At 63.8% G+C, this 17311-nt stretch carries 13 protein-coding genes; 10 read left to right on the top strand and 3 right to left on the bottom strand.

The features are described from left to right. The first annotated feature begins 6 nt into the window (after window positions 1–6). The 3 genes from hrpB to E8Q40_RS03800 all read left to right on the top strand — a co-directional run bounded on the left by hrpB (window position 7) and on the right by E8Q40_RS03800 (window position 5427). Window positions 7–2460: an ATP-dependent helicase HrpB gene (gene hrpB, locus E8Q40_RS03790; protein ID WP_205995669.1), complete on the top strand. Its 2454-nt coding sequence runs from the start codon at window positions 7–9 to the stop codon at window positions 2458–2460. Window positions 2461–2643: 183 nt separating this feature from the next. Further along, on the top strand, window positions 2644–4143 hold the full coding sequence (locus E8Q40_RS03795) for a phosphomannomutase/phosphoglucomutase (RefSeq protein ID WP_137043132.1): 1500 nt from the start codon (window positions 2644–2646) through the stop codon (window positions 4141–4143). 156 nt (window positions 4144–4299) lie between these two features. Further along, on the top strand, window positions 4300–5427 hold the full coding sequence (locus E8Q40_RS03800; protein ID WP_137043133.1) for an FAD-dependent monooxygenase: 1128 nt from the start codon (window positions 4300–4302) through the stop codon (window positions 5425–5427). Window positions 5428–5520: 93 nt separating this feature from the next. Here E8Q40_RS03800 and E8Q40_RS03805 read toward each other — a convergent pair whose 3' ends face one another. Then, window positions 5521–6309 carry an SDR family NAD(P)-dependent oxidoreductase gene (locus tag E8Q40_RS03805; RefSeq protein WP_370455276.1) on the bottom strand — a complete coding sequence of 263 codons (789 nt, stop codon included), beginning with the start codon at window positions 6307–6309 and terminating at the stop codon, window positions 5521–5523. Between the two features lie 189 nt (window positions 6310–6498). Between E8Q40_RS03805 and E8Q40_RS03810 the strand changes: the two genes are divergently transcribed. Then, window positions 6499–6885: a translational machinery protein gene (locus E8Q40_RS03810; protein ID WP_137043135.1), complete on the top strand. Its 387-nt coding sequence runs from the start codon at window positions 6499–6501 to the stop codon at window positions 6883–6885. Window positions 6886–6898: 13 nt separating this feature from the next. Here E8Q40_RS03810 and E8Q40_RS03815 read toward each other — a convergent pair whose 3' ends face one another. Both E8Q40_RS03815 and E8Q40_RS03820 read right to left on the bottom strand, forming a co-directional pair. Next, window positions 6899–7759, bottom strand: a complete 861-nt coding sequence (locus E8Q40_RS03815) for a prephenate dehydratase (RefSeq protein WP_137043136.1) — start codon at window positions 7757–7759, stop codon at window positions 6899–6901. A gap of 51 nt (window positions 7760–7810) precedes the next feature. Next, window positions 7811–8539 carry a 3-deoxy-manno-octulosonate cytidylyltransferase gene (locus E8Q40_RS03820; protein ID WP_137043137.1) on the bottom strand — a complete coding sequence of 243 codons (729 nt, stop codon included), beginning with the start codon at window positions 8537–8539 and terminating at the stop codon, window positions 7811–7813. Window positions 8540–8659: 120 nt separating this feature from the next. Here E8Q40_RS03820 and E8Q40_RS03825 point away from each other — a divergent pair, with 120 nt between their 5' ends. The 6 genes from E8Q40_RS03825 to E8Q40_RS03850 all read left to right on the top strand — a co-directional run bounded on the left by E8Q40_RS03825 (window position 8660) and on the right by E8Q40_RS03850 (window position 17305). Further along, a complete protein-coding gene (locus E8Q40_RS03825) occupies window positions 8660–9211 on the top strand; it encodes a cytochrome c family protein (protein WP_137043138.1) in 552 nt (183 codons plus the stop codon). Between the two features lie 247 nt (window positions 9212–9458). Then, complete coding sequence (locus tag E8Q40_RS03830) at window positions 9459–11342, top strand: extracellular solute-binding protein (protein ID WP_137043139.1); 1884 nt, start codon at window positions 9459–9461, stop codon at window positions 11340–11342. 207 nt (window positions 11343–11549) lie between these two features. After that, the gene (locus E8Q40_RS03835; RefSeq protein ID WP_246663140.1) at window positions 11550–13343 is read left to right on the top strand and encodes an extracellular solute-binding protein; all 1794 of its coding nucleotides are present in this window, start codon (window positions 11550–11552) and stop codon (window positions 13341–13343) included. Window positions 13344–13382: 39 nt separating this feature from the next. Continuing rightward, window positions 13383–14498 carry a microcin C ABC transporter permease YejB gene (locus E8Q40_RS03840; RefSeq protein WP_137043141.1) on the top strand — a complete coding sequence of 372 codons (1116 nt, stop codon included), beginning with the start codon at window positions 13383–13385 and terminating at the stop codon, window positions 14496–14498. 33 nt (window positions 14499–14531) lie between these two features. Next, window positions 14532–15680, top strand: a complete 1149-nt coding sequence (locus tag E8Q40_RS03845; RefSeq protein ID WP_246663141.1) for an ABC transporter permease — start codon at window positions 14532–14534, stop codon at window positions 15678–15680. Beyond that, window positions 15677–17305, top strand: a complete 1629-nt coding sequence (locus E8Q40_RS03850; protein ID WP_137043143.1) for an ABC transporter ATP-binding protein — start codon at window positions 15677–15679, stop codon at window positions 17303–17305. Before E8Q40_RS03845 ends, E8Q40_RS03850 begins: the two co-directional genes overlap by 4 nt. Window positions 17306–17311 lie beyond the last annotated feature (6 nt).

The following is a 17311-nucleotide window of genomic DNA, read 5'->3' on the forward strand; positions in this document are numbered from 1 at the left end:
GTGTCCATGCGAACATTCTCTTCACCGCTTCCCATCGACGAAGCGCTGCCGCGCCTGACCGAGGCCTTGCGCGGGCGCGAGGCGGCCGTGCTGGTGGCGCCGCCCGGCGCCGGCAAGACCACGCGCGTGCCGCTGGTGCTGCTCGACGAAGCCTGGGCGAAGGACAAGAAGATTCTGCTGCTGGAGCCGCGCCGGCTCGCCGCCCGCGCCGCGGCGGCGCGTATGGCTGCGACCTTGGGTGAGCAGGTCGGAGAAACCGTCGGCCTGCGCGTGCGCTTCGGCTCCAAGATTTCGAAGAAGACGCGGATCGAGGTCGTCACCGAGGGTGTTTTCACGCGGCTGGTGCTCGACGATCCCTCGCTTGACGGCATCGCCGCCGTGCTGTTCGACGAATTCCATGAACGTTCGCTCGACGCCGATCTCGGTCTCGCCCTTGCAAGGGATGTGCAGCAGGGCTTGCGCGACGATTTGAAAGTTCTGGTGATGTCGGCGACGCTCGACGGCGCGCGCGTCGCGGCGCTGATCGGCGACGCGCCCATCGTCGAGAGCGAAGGCCGCGCCTTTCCGGTGGAGACGCGCTATCTCGGTCGCGATCCGCGCGAGCGCATCGAGCTGCAAGTGGCCGATGCGGTCAGGCGCGCTTTGCGCGCCGATACGGGATCGCTGCTCGTGTTCTTGCCCGGCGCCGGCGAAATCCGCCGCACCGAGACGATGCTCAGGGAGGAGGTGCGCGACGGCGATGTCGATATCGTCGCGCTCTATGGCGCGCTGGAGGCGCGCGACCAGGACCGCGCCATTTCACCGGCGCCCAAAGGCAAGCGCAAGGTGGTGCTGGCGACCTCCATCGCCGAGACCTCGCTGACCATCGAAGGCGTGCGCGTCGTCATCGATAGCGGTCTGGCGCGGGTGCCGCGCTATGAGCCCGATGTCGGCCTCACGAGGCTCGAGACGGTACGCGTGTCCCGCGCCGCCGCCGACCAGCGCCGCGGCCGCGCCGGCCGCACCGAGCCAGGGGTCTGCTACCGGCTGTGGGACGAGCCGCAGACCGGCTCGTTCGATGCCTATACGCGGCCGGAGATTCTGTCGGCCGATCTGTCGAGCTTCGTGCTCGATCTGGCGCAATGGGGCGCGAGCGATGCTGCCGGGCTCGCCTTCCTCGATGCGCCGCCTGCCGCTGCGATGAAAGAGGCGAAGGCGTTGCTTGCCGAGCTCGGCGCGCTCGACGCGCAGGGCCGCATCACCGAGGAAGGCCGCAAGCTGCGGGCGCTGCCCTTGCCGCCGCGGCTCGCGCGCATGGTGGTGGACGCCGGCGAAGCGGGCGCGGGTGACATGGCGGCGAATATCGCGGCCGTCCTCACCGAGCGCGGCCTCGGCGGCGACGATGTGGACCTCACGCATCGGCTCGATCAATTCCGCCGTGATCGCTCGCGGCGCGCCGAGGATGCGCGGGCGATGGCGAGGCGCTGGGCTACCGGCAATGGCGGCGGCGAGACGTCGGTCGGCGCCATCCTCTCGCTCGCTTATCCCGACCGCGTCGCGAAGAACCGCGGTAGTGGCGGCGCTTTCCTGCTGGCCAATGGCCGTGGCGGGCAGGTCGATGCCGCATCGTCGCTGGCGCGCGAGTCGTTCATTGTCGTCGCCGAACTCACAGGCGCCGCCAATGCCAGCCGCATTGTGCTGGCTGCGCCGATTTCGCTGGAGGAGATCGAAGCGAGCTTCGCCGACAGGATCGAGGATCGCGACGCCGTGACCTTCGACAATGCCTCCGCCTCGCTGCGCGCGCGGCGCACGCGGCGGCTCGGGTCGATCGTGCTCGCCGAGCAGATCAAGCAGGTGACGCCCGACGCCGACACGGCGCACATCCTCGCGCAGGGCCTGATTGCGCAGGGTCTCGGCAAACTCGATTGGAGCAAGGCGGCGCTGCAATTGCGCACCCGCGTTGAATTTCTCCGCAAAGCCGAAGGCAACGAGTGGCCGGACATGTCCGACGAGGGGCTCGCCGCCACCGCGACCGAGTGGCTCGAGCCGGTGCTCATGGACAAGACCGCGCGCGGCCAAATATCGGCCGGCGAATTATTCGACGCCGTGAGCAATCTTGTGCCGTGGAATTTGCGCCGCCGTCTCGACGACGAAGCGCCGACGCATTTCACCGCGCCGACTGGCACCAATGCCGCCATCGATTACGAGGCCGAGCAGGGGCCCACTATTTCCATCCGCCTGCAGGAATTGTTCGGCCTGTCGAAGCATCCCGCGATCGCCGGCGGTCGGATACCGCTGGTGATCGAACTCCTGTCCCCCGGTCATAAACCGGTGCAGATCACCCGCGACCTGCCGGGCTTCTGGCGCGGCTCCTATGCCGATGTCCGCACGGAGATGCGCGGCCGTTACCCGCGTCACCCCTGGCCGGACGATCCAGCCTCGGCATTGCCGACCCGCCGGGCCAAGCCCCGTGGGACTTAAGCTGCGGGAGACCTGAAGGTACCGCCGGCGCGGCATACGAATGTCGCAAACAACCAATATCTGCCTTTATTCGGGCGGCTTTTGCGGAGCAATTTGCCGGGCCTAAGCGTTACAGTAAGCAACTGGCAATTTCGCGGCCTTATTGTCCTCCCCGATTTCCCAGCTATCCCCTTCGAGGAATTGATGTATCCGACCCCCAAGCCTGCGCTGCAGCCGAATACTTATGCCTATGAGTCCTCGCCGCTGGTGAAGCCGACCGGCTTCCGCGAATACGACGCGCGCTGGCTCCTGGAGAAGGAAATCAACTTGATGGGCGTGCAGGCCCTCGGCATGGGCCTCGGCACGCTGATCAAGGAAATGGGCGTCAAGCCGGAGATCGTCACCGGCCACGACTTCCGCGGCTATTCGGCCTCGGTGAAGATGGCGCTGATCTCCGGCCTGCTGGCGGCCGGCTGCAAGGTGCACGACATCGGCCTGTGCATGACGCCGATGGCCTATTTTGCCCAGTTCGACTTGGACGTGCCGTGCGTCGCCATGGTCACGGCCTCGCACAACGACAATGGCTGGACCGGCGTGAAGATGGGCGCCAACCGGCCGCTGACCTTCGGGCCGAAGGAAATGACACGGCTGAAGGAGATCGTGCTCGAGGCGAAGTTCAATCTCTCCGGCAACGGCTCGTATCATTTCGTCGAGAACTTCCCCGAGCGCTACATCGCCGATCTCACCAAGCGGCCGAAGATCAAGCGCAAGCTCAAGGTCGTCGCGGCCTGCGGCAACGGCACCGCCGGCGCGTTTGCGCCGCGCATTCTTGAAGCCATCGGTTGCGAGGTGGTGCCGCTCGACTGCGATCTCGACTACACCTTCCCGCGTTACAATCCGAACACCGAAGACATGAAGATGCTGCACGCCATGCGTGATGCGGTGCTCATGAACAAGGCCGACGTCGCGCTCGGCTTCGACGGCGACGGCGATCGTTGCGGTGTCGTCGACAACGAGGGCGAGGAAATTTTCGCCGACAAGGTCGGCGTCATGCTGGCGCGCGACATGTCGGCGTTGCACAAGAATGCGACCTTCGTCGTCGACGTCAAATCGACCGGCTTGTTTCTCACCGATCCGGTGTTGAAGGCCAATGGCGTCAAGGTGGATTACTGGAAGACCGGCCATTCTTACATCAAGCGCCGCGTCAACGAGCTCGGCGCCATTGCCGGCTTCGAGAAGTCGGGCCATTTCTTCTTCAACAAGCCGTTCGGCCGTGGCTATGACGACGGCATGATCTTCGCGCTGGCGGTCTGCGACATGCTCGACCGTAACCCGGACAAGACCATGGCCGACCTGCGCAAGGCGCTGCCCAAAACCTGGGGTTCGCCGACCATGGCGCCGCACTGCGACGACGAGAAGAAGTACGGCATCGTCGACGCCGTGGTGAAGCACTTCGAGGAACTGAAGAAGGACGGCATACGTTTTGCCGGCGAGCCGATCCGCGATCTGGTCACCGTCAACGGCGTGCGCGTCACCGTGGCCGACGGCACCTGGGGGCTGGTGCGCGCCTCATCGAATAAGCCGGAGTTGGTGGTCGTGGTCGAAAGCCCGGTCTCCGAATCTCGCATGCGCGAGATGTTCAAGGCGGTCGACGGTGTGCTGCGCAAGCACCCCGAGGTTGGCGAGTATAATCAGACGATTTGAGTGATTGTCGTCCCGGGCGACCGAAGGGAGACCCGGGACCCATACTCCGCAGCCTATCGATAGATCACGACGTATGGGTCCCCGCCTTCGCGGGGACGACAAGTGCCGAACTATGTTTCCCTGCCTCTTACCCCCGCGCTGTGACACACTTGGCGCATGCGCATCGCCATCCTCGGCGCCGGCCCCGCCGGCCTGTACCTGTCCTTCCTGATCAAGCGCCGCGTGCCCAACGCGGACGTCACGGTGATCGAGCAGAACCCGGCCGACGCAACCTTCGGCTTCGGGGTGGTGTTCTCCGACCGTGCCCTCGAATTCCTGCGCGAGGACGACGAGGAGACCTATGCCGCCGTCGTGCCGGCGATGGAATCCTGGCGCGACATGACGCTCAACCATCCCGCCGAGCGCATCGTCATCGATGGCATCGGCTTTGCCGCCATCGAACGGCTCAGACTGCTGAAGCTGCTGCAGGCGCGCGCCGCGTCGGTGAATGTCACGGCGATCTATGGCTGCGCGGTGAAATCGCTGGATGAGCTCAACGAATTCGACGTTGTCGTCGGTGCCGATGGCGTCAATTCGCTGGTGCGCCGCACCTACGCGAACGAACTCGGCGCCACGGTCGGGCATCTCACCAACCGTTTCGCCTGGTTCGGCACCGGCCAGGTGTTCGAGACGCTGACGCAGACCTTCGTCGACACCGAGTGGGGGCCGTTCAACGCGCATCACTACCGCTACGCGCCGGACCGATCGACCTTCATCGTCGAAACCGGCGCCGACGCGTTCGCGCGCGCCGGGCTGGCGGGAATGGACCCGGTGCAATCGCAGGCATTCTGCGAGAAGATCTTCGCCGCGACCCTCGATGGCGAGCCGCTGATCGCCAATAATTCGATCTGGCGACAGTTTCCGCTGGTGCATAACGAACGCTGGTCGCATGGCAAATATGTGCTGCTGGGCGACGCGCTGCACACCGCGCATTTCTCTATCGGCTCCGGCACGCGGCTGGCGCTGGAAGACGCCATCGCGCTCGACAAGGCGCTCGCCGCTCACCCTACGAATGTGCCGGCGGCCTTTGCTGCCTACGAGGCGGCGCGCCGCCCGGTGCTGGAAAAGTTGGTCGGCGGCGCCAATGATAGCGCCAATTGGTACGAGCATTTCGGCGAGCACATGAAGCTCAAGCCCGCCGATTTCGCGATGAGCTACATCACGCGTTCAGGGCGCGTTGATATCGAGCGGCTGCGGAAATTGTCGCCACAGTTTGTGGCGTGGTGGGAAGACGCAAAGAAATAGCGCATCGCCACATCCTCCGTTCGTTCCCGCGAAAGCGGGAACCCAGAAAAGATGGGCCCCCGCTTTCGCGGGGGCGAACGGTGAAGGCGCTGACTAGCTGTTCCTCATCTGCTTTCGCAGCGTCGGCAATCCAATGCCCGTCGAATCAAACCCGCCATCGACGCACAAAATCTGCCCGGTGATGTAGCTCGCCCGTTCGCTCGACAGGAAGAAGATGGCTTCCGCCAGTTCTTCCTCGAGGCCGTAGCGGTTGAGCGGCATGTGGTCGTGATAGTCGGCACGGATTTCCGGCGTATGCACGGCTTTCGCCATCGCCGTGTCGACCGGACCGGGCGCCACCGCATTGACGCGGATATTGTACTGCGCCAATTCCGCCGCCTGCTGCTTGGTAAGATGGGCTAGGCCTGCTTTGCTGGTGCCGTAGGCGGTGCGCAGCGTTGACGCTCGCAAGCCCGAGATGGAAGTAATATTCACAATCGCGCCGCCGCCGCCGTCGCGCATCATCGGCGCCGCCGCCTGCGCGCACAAAAACGGCCCGGTGAGGTTTACGGCCATCACCCGCGACCAGTCTTCATAAGTCACGTCGAGGATCGGCTTGAAGACCGCGATTCCGGCATTGTTGACCAGGGCATCGAGCCGCCCGAACTGGCGGGCGACGGCGTCGAAGGCCAGCATCACCGCGTCCGGCTGCGCCACGTCGCATTCGATAGCCATGATGTCGTGTTCATGGGCCAGCGCCGCATGGGCGGCGTGTAAGGTCTCGGAATTGATGTCGAGCAGCGCGACCTTGTAGCCCTCGGCAAGAAACCGCTTCGCGGCGGCAAGCCCGATGCCGCGCGCGGCCCCTGTGACCAGGGCCACCTTGTCAGTCGTCGTCATGATCCCTCCCGCACGGCCGGCGTTCAGCGCCTGCCTGTCGCCGCAGTTCAACCGGTTGCGCGGCTGGTATCAAGGGGTGCGCGGCGTCGCCACAATCATGCGCTAGATCAAAACACTCGGGCCCGGCCCGCGGCATGGTCCGAGCCGAAACAGGGCCCTGACGGGTCGCATTCTTCATCCAAGGGATTTGTCATGAGCCACTATCACGCCATCGTCTGGATCGATCACCGCGAGGCGCGGGTTTTCCATTTCAACCCGACCGACGCCGACAAGCAGGTCATCCACCCGGACAAGCCGGCCAAGCACCTGCACCATAAGGCCGGCGAACTCGGACCGGGCCATGCCCCGGCGGACCACGAGTTTTTGCACGCCGTGGCGCAGGCCGTCGCGGATGCCGGCGCGGTGCTCATCACTGGACCGGGTAACGCCAAGAATCAACTGGTGAAGCACATCGAAAGCCACGACGCGCCGCTGAAGAAGCTGATCGCCGGGGTCGAGACCGTCGACCATCCGAGCGACGGACAGCTCGTCGCCCACGCGCGCAAGTACTTCAAGGCCGAAGACCGCATGACCAAGTGATTGGTCTTTGCGATCAGTCCTCGCCGTCTTCCTTGAACGTGTTGCGATAGGGGTGCGCGGGATAGACGCCGAGGATACGCAATTCCTTGGAGAAGAAAGCGAGCTCTTCCAGCGCATGAACCAGCGCGGTGTCGTCGGGGTGGCCCTCGACGTCGGCGTAGAACTGCGTGGCGAAGAAGTTGCCGCCGACCATGTAGCTCTCGAGCTTGGTCATGTTGACGCCGTTGGTGGCAAAACCGCCCATCGCCTTGTACAGCGCGGCCGGCAGGTTGCGCACCCGGAAGACGAAAGTCGTGATGACCTTGCCGTTGCCGGGCTTGGCCCATTTTTTCTCCGGCGACAGCACGACGAAACGCGTCGTCGAGTTCGACTCGTCCTCGACGTTCTCTTTCAGGATATTCAGGCCGTAGATTTCCGCGGCCAGCCGCGAGCCGATGGCGGCGCGGGTGATGTCATTCGCTTCGGCGATTTCGCGCGCCGATCCGGCCGTGTCGGCGCCGATCACCGGCGTGAGCTTGAGGTCGCGAATGACCTTGCGGCACTGGCCGAGCGCCATCACATGGCTCTGCACCGTCTTGATGGTCGCAAGCGTTGCACCCTTCGGCGCCATCAGTTGATTGCGGATCGGCAAAAACCACTCGCCGATGATGTGCAGCTTCGCGGTCGGCATCAGGTGGTGGATGTCGGCGACACGGCCGGCCACCGAATTCTCGATCGGGATCATGCCGAGATCGACATCGCCGCTTTCCAGCGCGGTGAAGCAATCCTCGAACGTGGCAGCGGGCACCGGCTCGTAATCGGGATAGGCTTCGCGGCAGGCGATGTCTGAATTCGCGCCGAGTTCGCCCTGGAAGATGATTTTCTTGGTGGCCATGTCATTCCTGCCTTGTGTGGCGGAGGGGGTACGCGCTGGCGGCGAGCCGAGTCAACCGGCCAGCATTCTGCGCGCCTTCTCGAGGTCTTCGGGCGTGTCGACGCCGAGCGGCACCGAGCCCACCACGGCGATGTCGATGCGCATGCCGTTATCCAACGCGCGCAGTTGCTCCAGCCGCTCACGCTGCTCATTGGCCGAAGGCGGCAGCTTGACGAAACGCTCCAACGCCGCGCGTTTGTAGGCGTAAAGTCCGATGTGGTGATAGTGCGGGCCGGGGCCCTCGGCGTCGGCGCGGGTGAAGGTCGTGGCGCGCATATGGCCGGAGCCGATCGTGACGCCTTTGGCCTTGACCACGTTGGGGTTGGTCAGTTCGGCCGGATCGTGGATGACGGCGGCCAGCGTGGCGATGTCCACGGCCGGGTCGGCGAGCGGTCCGAGCGCGGCGCGGATATCGCCCGGCGCGATGGTCGGCAGGTCGCCCTGGACATTGACGATCTGGGCCACCCGGTGCTCGGGGTCCACCATCTCCAGCGCTTCGAAGATCCGATCCGAACCGGAGGCGTGGTCGGTGGCGGTCATCACCGCGCGGCCGCCGGCCTTTTCAACCGCCGCCTGCACGGCTTCGGAATCGGTCGCCACCACGACCTCGCCAATGTGGGCCTCATGGGCTCGCCGCAGCACCTGGACGATCATCGGCAGGCCGTTGATATCGGCCAAAGGCTTGCCGGGCAGCCGGGTTGAGGCCATGCGGGCCGGTATGAGGATGATGGTCGCAGTCATGGCTTCCGGGGCACCAAATTGTAGCGGGTGGACGGGCTTATACGGGTTGCCACAGGGCCGGCAAACCGGCTATTTGTCCGCCAGGTTTGGTCCGCATCCCCTCTTCGGGAACCGTTTTCCATGAACTCTTTCGAACTGAACAAGATTCTCGGCGCCGTGCTGGCGACCTGTCTGGCCCTGCTGTCGCTGAACATCGGCGCTTCGGCGCTGTTTGCCCCGGAGGCGCCGGCCAAGCCGGGCTACGCCATCGCGGTCAAGGAAGAGGGCAAGGGCGGCCCTGCGGCGCCGGCTGAACCGGAAAAGCCGATCGCCGTGCTGCTAGCCAGCGCTTCAGTGGAAAAGGGTGCAGCCGCCGCCAAGCAATGCGCCTCCTGCCACACCTTCGAAAAGGGCGGCCCGAACCGCGTCGGTCCGAACCTCTATGACATCGTCGGCCACGAAGTCGGCACCGGCCGCGGCGGCTTCAACTTCTCGGCCGCCATGAAGGCCAAGGGCGGCAAGTGGACCTACGATGACCTCAATGTGTTCCTCAAGAACCCGCGTGGCGCCATCCCGGGCACCAACATGACCTTCGCCGGCCTTTCGCGCGACACTGTCCGCGCCGATGTCATCGCTTATCTGCGCTCGCTGTCCGACAGCCCGCAGCCTTTGCCGGCCGCGGCGGCCAAGTAGCCTTTCGCGCAATCCCTCGTTTCGACGGCCGGGCCCCAAAAGCCCGGCCGTTTCATTACGGGCCTGTAATTGCGGCGATTGGCCACGGAGATTTGAGGGCATTCGGGGTGTTCCGCGCCGTCGGCGCTGGCCGGGGACCGAAAAACCGACATAATCGGAACCGAACTCGACAGGGTCGGCCAAGATAGCGTCCTGAGCCGGCGGAACCTCGTTTGGACCCACGACTTTTCGACAAGACGGCCCGCCCATGAAAATTTCCCGACGCAGTCTCCTCCAATCCACCGCCGCAGCCGTCGCCGCACCGGCGCTCGGAGGCTTCGGCGCGATGTCGTTTGGGGCTGTGGCCACGGCGCAGGACAGACCGTGGAAGCACGGCCTGTCGCTGTTCGGGGATGTGAAATATCCCGCCGGCTTCAAGCATTTCGAGTACGTCAATCCGGCCGCGCCGCAGGGCGGCACTGTCCGCATGGCGGGCTTCGGCACTTTCGATAACTTCAACGAAGTCGTGGCGATGGTGAAGGGCAACATCGCCATGGGCACCAGCCTCATCAGCGAGACTTTGATGACGCCGGCCTTTGACGAAGTCTCGACCGAATACGGGCTGCTGGCGGACGCCGTGCGCTACGCCGACGATTTCTCCTGGGTCACTTATCGCCTCGATGCCAAAGCGCGCTGGCATGACGGCAAGCCCGTGACCGTCGACGATGTGATTTTCTCCTTCAACGTCCTCAAGGAGAACCGCCCCGATCTCGCCGCCTATTACAGCCACGTTACCAAGGCCGAGAAGACGGGCGAGCGGGAAATCACCTTCACCTTCGACATGCCGGGGAACCGCGAACTGCCGCATATCGTTGGCCAGCTCACCATTCTGCCGAAGCATTGGTGGGAAGGGACGGACAAGTCCGGCAACAAGCGCGACATCACCGCGACGACTTTGGAGCCGCCGCTCGGTTCGGGACCCTATCGCGTCAAGGAATTCGCGCCGGGCCGCACCATCGTCTACGAGAAGGTCGCCGACTATTGGGGCAAGGACCTCAACGTCAATATCGGCACCAACAACTTCGCGCAGATCCGTTACGAATATTTCCGTGACATGACCGTCGCGCTCGAAGCCTTCAAGGGTGACCAGATCGATTTCCGTTCCGAGTCGAGCGCCAAGGACTGGGCGACCGCCTACGATTTCCCGGCGGTGCAGCAGAAGAAGGTGGTGCGCGAAGAGTTTCCGCAGACCAGCAGCGGCGTGATGCAGTGTTTCGCCTTCAATATCCGTCGCGACAAATTCAAGGATGCCCGATTGCGCCGGGCGTTCAACTATGCGTTCGATTTCGACAAGATGAACAAGCAGTTGTTCTACGGTGCGTACAAGCGCATCGACAGCTATTTCTTCGGCACCGAGCTGGCCAGTTCCGGTGTGCCGCAGGGTCTCGAGCTGGAGATTCTCGAAAGCGTGCGTTCGCAAGTGCCGGCCGAACTTTTCTCGCAACCGTACACCAATCCCGACTACAGCAAACCGCAGTCAGAGCGCATGAATCTGGGTGCGGCGCTCAAGCTGTTCAGCGCGGCCGGTTACGAGATCAAGAACACCAAGTTGGTTAACGTCAAAACCGGTGAACGCCTGTCGGTCGAATTCCTTCTTGTCCAGCCGACTTTTGAGCGTGTCGTTCTGCCCTACAAGGCGGAGCTGGAGAAGATCGGCGTCGAGGTCAGTGTCCGCACGGTCGACGTGTCGCAGTACCAGAACCGGCTGCGGCAATGGGATTTCGACATGATCGTCGCGTCGTGGGGGCAATCGCTGTCGCCGGGTAACGAGCAGCGCGAGTTCTGGGGCTCGCAGGCCGCCGACCGTCCGGGTTCGCGCAACCAGATCGGCATCAAGAATCCGGCAATCGACAAACTGATCGACCGCGTCATCTTCGCCAAGAGCCGCGAAGAACTGGTGGCGGCGACGCATGCGCTCGATCGCGTGCTGTTGTGGAACGACTACGTCGTGCCGCAGTGGAGCTATCCGTTCCAGCGCACGGCGCGGTGGGACCGCTTCAGCCATCCGGAAACCATGCCGAAATACGGCGCCTCGGCCTTTCCCACCGTCTGGTGGTGGGACGAAGCCAAGGCGGCAAAGGCCGTGCGGTGACGCTTTTCTTCTTCACCTCCCCCTTGTGGGGAGGTCGCTCATCGGAGCGCAGCGACGATGAGCGGGTGGGGGTAATTGCTTGAGGCAAGGATGAGCGGCTCCAAACTTCTACCCCCCACCCCAACCCTCCCCCACAAGGGGGGAGGGAGCACGTTGACGCGCCGCCGCGTTCTTATCGCAGGCACCGCTGCCTTTGCTGCGGCTTACATGCCGCGGTCGTCTTACGCACAAGCCCAGCCCATCAATCTCGACACCGAACGACACGGCATGTCGGCCTTCGGCGATCTGGCGCTGCCAGAGGGCTTCAAGCACTTCCCTTACGTCAATCCGGACGCGCCCAAGGGCGGCGCCTTTTCGGAATGCATCTCGCGTCGGACCTTTAACGGTTCGTTCCTCACCTTCAATTCGCTCAACACCTATATTTTGAAAGGCGACGGCGTCTACGGTATGGACTGGACCTTCGCTACCTTGATGGTGAAGGCCGGCGACGAACTGGATGCCATGTATGGCCTCGCCGCAAAAAGCGTGCGCATTTCCGACAACGGCGCGACCTATCGCTTCACCTTGCGCGACGGCCTGACCTTCCATGACGGCTCGCCGCTGACGGCGCATGACGTCGTCTGGTCGCTGAACACGCTCAAGGAAAAAGGCCACCCGATCATCACGCAACTTCTCAACGACTTCGACAAGGCCGAGGCCGATGGCGACGGCGTTGTCGTTGCCCGTTTCAAGCCGGGCCGCGGACGCGAAGTGCCGCTGTTCGTCGCCGGCCTGCCGATCTTCTCCAGGGCCTATTACAGCAAACGGCCGTTCGACGAATCGACGCTCGACATTCCTCTCGGCAGCGGACCCTACAAGGTCAGCCGTATCGACGCCGGGCGCTCGATCGAATACGCGCGCGTCAAGGATTGGTGGGGAGCGAAGTTGCCGGTCGAAGTCGGGCAGAATAACTTCGACACCATACGCTACGAATACTACCGCGACCGCGATGTCGCGATGGTTGGCTTCACGGCCGGCAACTACTCGTTCCGCGAGGAGTTCACCGCGCGCTTCTGGGCGACGCGCTACGATTTCCCGGCGATTAAGGAAGGTAAGGTCAAGCGCGACACCATCCCCGACGATACGCCGTCCGGTGCGCAGGGCTGGTTCATCAATACGCGGCGCGACAAGTTCAAGGATCGCCGCGTGCGCGAGGCGCTGATCGACGCCTTCGACTTCGAATACACCAACAAGAACATCATGTACGACGCCTACAAGCGGACGCACTCGGTGTTCCAGAATTCGCCGATGATGGCGATGGGACAGCCGGACGAGGCCGAGCTGAAGTTGCTCGAGCCGTTCCGCGGCCAGGTGCCGGACGAGGTTTACGCGGTGCCGTATGTGCCGCCGGTGTCCGACGCCTCCGGCCAGGACCGCCGCGTGCTGCGCATCGCGGCCGGCAAGCTCAACGACGCCGGCGTCGTCATCAAGGACGGCAAGCGCGTGCTGCCGAACGGCCAGCCCTTCACCATCGAGTTTCTCAGCGAAGAGCCGAGTTTCAACCCGCATCACCTGGCGTATATCAAGAACCTCGAGCTGCTCGGCATTCAGGCGAGTCTCCGCGTCGTCGATCCGGTGCAATACCGCGCCCGTGTCGATACGTTCGACTTCGACCTGACGGTCGAGCGCATGAGCTTCTCGTCGACGCCGGGGGATTCGCTGCGCAGCTATTTCGTGTCGAATGCCGCGAAGATCAACGGATCGAAGAATCTGGCCGGCATCGCCGATCCGGCGGTCGATACGCTCGTCGAGAAGATCGTCGGCGCGTCCACACGCGAGGACATGGTCGCGGCCTGCAAGGCACTGGATCGCGTCGTACGCGCGGGGCGGTACTGGGTGCCGCAATGGTATCTGGCGTCGCACCGCATCGCCTATTGGGACGTGTTCGGCCGCCCGGCGCGGCAACCGCGCTATGACCGCGGCATTCCCGAGACGTGGTGGGCGGCGGAGAAGAAGGGGTGAGTGCGTGACGGATCGGCCATACTGCGCTAACAGGAACCTATGACCGCCTATATCATCCGCCGTATCCTGTTCATGATTCCGACCATGATCGGCATCATGCTGGTGTCGTTCGTTGTGGTGCAGTTCGCGCCCGGCGGGCCGGTCGAGCAGGTCATCGCCAAGCTGCAGGGCTCCGATACCAGCGCGACCTCGCGCATCTCCGGCTCGGCCGGCGGCGATTTCGGCAGCCGCGGCATGGCCCAGGGCGGCTCCGGCGTCGATGCCGTCACCTCCAAGTATCGCGGCGCGCAGGGCATGGACCCAGCCTTCATCAAGAAGCTGGAGCAGCAGTTCGGCTTCGACAAGCCGGCGCACGAGCGCTTCCTGATCATGATGTGGAACTACATCCGCTTCGACTTCGGCTCGAGCTATTTCCGCGACGTCACGGTGCTGCAGCTGATCAAGGAGAAGCTACCGGTGTCGATGTCGCTCGGCATCTGGATGACGCTGCTGACTTATCTCATCTCGATTCCACTCGGCATCAAGAAGGCGGTCGAGGCCGGCTCGCGCTTTGACATGTGGACCTCGACCGTCATTATCATCGGCTACGCTATCCCAGGCTTCCTGTTCGCGATCCTGCTCATCATCCTGTTCGCGGGCGGCTCGTTCTTCAACTTGTTCCCATTGCGCGGGCTGGTGTCCGACAATTTCTGGGCGATGCCATGGTACCAGCAGATCATCGACTATTTCTGGCACCTGACGCTGCCGATCATCGCCATGGCGCTGTCGGCCTTCGCCACCATGACGCTGCTGACCAAAAACTCGTTCCTCGACGAAATCCGCAAGCAATACGTGCTCACCGCCCGCGCCAAGGGCTGCTCCAGCAATCAGGTGCTGTACGGCCATGTGTTTCGTAACGCGATGTTGATCGTGGTGGCGGGCTTTCCGTCGGCCTTCGTGTCCGCCTTCTTCGCCGGTTCGCTGCTGATCGAGACCATCTTCTCGCTCGATGGCCTCGGTCTGCTCGGCTTCGAAAGCGTGCTCAACCGCGACTATCCCGTGGTGTTCGCCACGCTCTACATCTTCTCGCTGGTCGGCGTGGTCGTGAATCTGGTCTCCGATCTCGCCTATACGTGGATCGATCCGCGTATCGATTTCGAGTCGCGGGAGGTCTGAGCCGTGGACGCCCGCACCGCTAACGCCGCAACCGTGACGCCGACCGGGCCCGAGCCCGCGCCGCGGCCCTGGATCAAAGTGTCGCCGCTGAACCGGCGGCGCTGGCAGAACTTCAAGCAGAACCGGCGCGGCTACTGGTCGCTGTGGATCTTCATGATCCTGTTCGTGATCTCGCTGTTCGCCGAGTTCGTCGCCAACGACAAGCCGATCTTCATTCATGTCAACGGCAAATCGTTTTTTCCGGCGGTCGTCACCTATCCGGACACGGCCTTCGCCAAGGAGAAGGACCCGTTGCTGTTCGGCACGGCGGCCGACTATCGCGACGACTATCTGATGGACCTCATCAAGAAGGAAGGCGGCGTGGTCGTCTGGCCACCGATCCGGTTCTCCTATTCGACCCAGGTGTCGAAACCGCCGTCGCCGTTCCCGTCGAAGCCGACCTGGGCGCTGACGCAGAAGGACTGCGAATTCGCCGTTAAAAACAACTTCGCGCCATGCGGCACGCTGGAAACCAACTGGCTCGGCACCGATGACGGCGGCCGCGACGTGATGGCGCGCCTGATCTATGGCTTCCGCATCTCGGTGTTGTTCGGTCTGTGCCTGACCATTGCCTCGTCGATCATCGGCATCGCCGCCGGCGCGGTGCAGGGTTATTTCGGCGGCTGGACCGATCTTCTGTCGCAGCGCTTCATCGAAATCTGGACCTCGATTCCGGAACTATATCTCCTGCTGATCATCTCGTCGGTGCTGGTGCCGGGCTTCTTCGTGCTGCTCGGCATACTGCTGCTGTTCTCGTGGGTGCGGCTGGTGGGTCTGGTGCGTGCCGAATTCCTGCGCGGCCGCAATTTCGAATATATCCAGGCGGCGCGCGCCCTCGGCGTCACCAGCGCGACCATCATCTTCCGTCATCTACTGCCGAACGCGATGGTGGCGACGCTGACCTTCCTGCCGTTCATCCTGTCATCGTCGGTGATGACGCTGACCGCGCTCGACTTCCTCGGCTTCGGCCTACCGCCGGGCTCGCCATCGCTCGGCGAATTGCTCAGTCAGGGCAAGGCCAATATCCAGGCGCCGTGGCTCGGCCTCACCGGCTTCTTCGCCATCGCCATCATGCTGTCGCTGTTGATCTTCATCGGCGAGGCGGTGCGCGACGCCTTCGACCCGCGGAAGACTTTCGTATGACCGAACCTCTTCTCAAGGTCGATAATCTGTCAGTCGCCTTCGGCCTCGGCACGCACGAAGTGCACGCGGTCAAGGGTGTGTCGTTCGAGATCGGCAAGGGCGAGACCGTCGCGTTGGTCGGCGAGTCGGGCTCGGGCAAGTCGGTCACGGCGCTGAGTGTGATGAAGCTGCTGCCTTATCCGTCGGCGCGCCATCCCTCGGGCACGATCACGTTCAAGGGCCAGGAACTGCTGGCGATGCCGGAGCACGAGATCCGCAAAGTCCGCGGCAACGACATCACCATCATCTTCCAGGAGCCGATGACTTCGCTCAATCCGCTGCACACCATCGAGAAGCAGATTGCCGAGGTGTTGCTCCTGCACAAGGGCCTGACCGGGCAGGCGGCGCGGTCGCGCATCATCGAGCTTTTGACCCAGGTCGGCATTCCCGACCCGGAGGGGCGCCTGGAGAGCTATCCGCACCAGATGTCCGGCGGGCAGCGCCAGCGCGTCATGATCGCCATGGCGCTGGCGAACGAGCCGGACCTGCTGATCGCCGATGAGCCGACCACCGCGCTCGACGTCACCGTGCAGGCGCAAATATTGAAGCTGCTAAAGGACATTCAGACGCGGCTCGGCATGTCGATGCTGTTCATCACCCACGACCTCGGCATCGTGCGCAAGCTCGCCGACCGGGTCTGCGTCATGCAGCGCGGCGAGATTGTCGAGCAGGGGCCGGTGGAGGAGGTGTTCACCAGACCGCAGCATCCTTACACCCAGGCGCTGCTCGCCGCCGAGCCGAAACCCGATCCGGCGCCGCCGAAGCCGGATGCGCCGGTGGTGGTTAAGACCGACGACCTCAAGGTGTGGTTCCCGATCAAGCGCGGCGTGCTGCGTAAGGTGGTCGGCCACATCAAGGCGGTGGACGGCGTTTCAGTGGAACTGCGCAAGGGCGAGACGCTCGGCGTCGTCGGCGAGAGCGGGTCCGGCAAGACCACGCTCGGCCTCGCCATTCTGCGCCTGATCTCGTCGGACGGGCCGATCGTCTTCATGGGCGAGCAGTTGCAGGGCCTGAGGTTCAAGGAGATGCGGCCGCACCGCCGCCAGATGCAGATCGTGTTCCAGGACCCTTACGGGTCGCTCAGCCCACGGATGTCGGTGTCCGACATCATCGAGGAAGGGCTGTGGGTGCATCACGCGGGCATGGACGACGCGGAGCGCGAGCGCCGCGTGGTCGCTGCGCTGGAAGACGTCGGTCTCGATCCGGCGACGCGCCACCGGTATCCGCACGAGTTCTCCGGCGGCCAGCGCCAGCGCATCGCCATTGCCCGTGCGCTGGTGCTGGAGCCGACCTTCATCGTCCTCGACGAGCCGACGTCGGCGCTCGATATGCTGATCCAGGCGCAGATGGTCGACCTGTTGCGCGACCTGCAGAAGAAGCGCGACCTCACCTACATGTTCATCTCGCACGATCTGCGCGTGGTCGCGGCGCTTGCCTCGCGGCTGCTGGTGATGCGCGACGGCAAGATGGTGGAAGAGGGCGCCGCCGCCGAATTGTTCAAGAATCCGAAGAGCGATTACACCCGCGCGCTATTCGCCGCTGCGTTCCGCATCGAAACGGCGGCCGTCCCCGCGCCGGTGCCGTAGAGCGTC

The sequence above is a fragment of the Pseudolabrys sp. FHR47 genome (assembly GCF_005153485.1).
Classification (GTDB): Bacteria; Pseudomonadota; Alphaproteobacteria; order Rhizobiales; family Xanthobacteraceae; genus Pseudolabrys.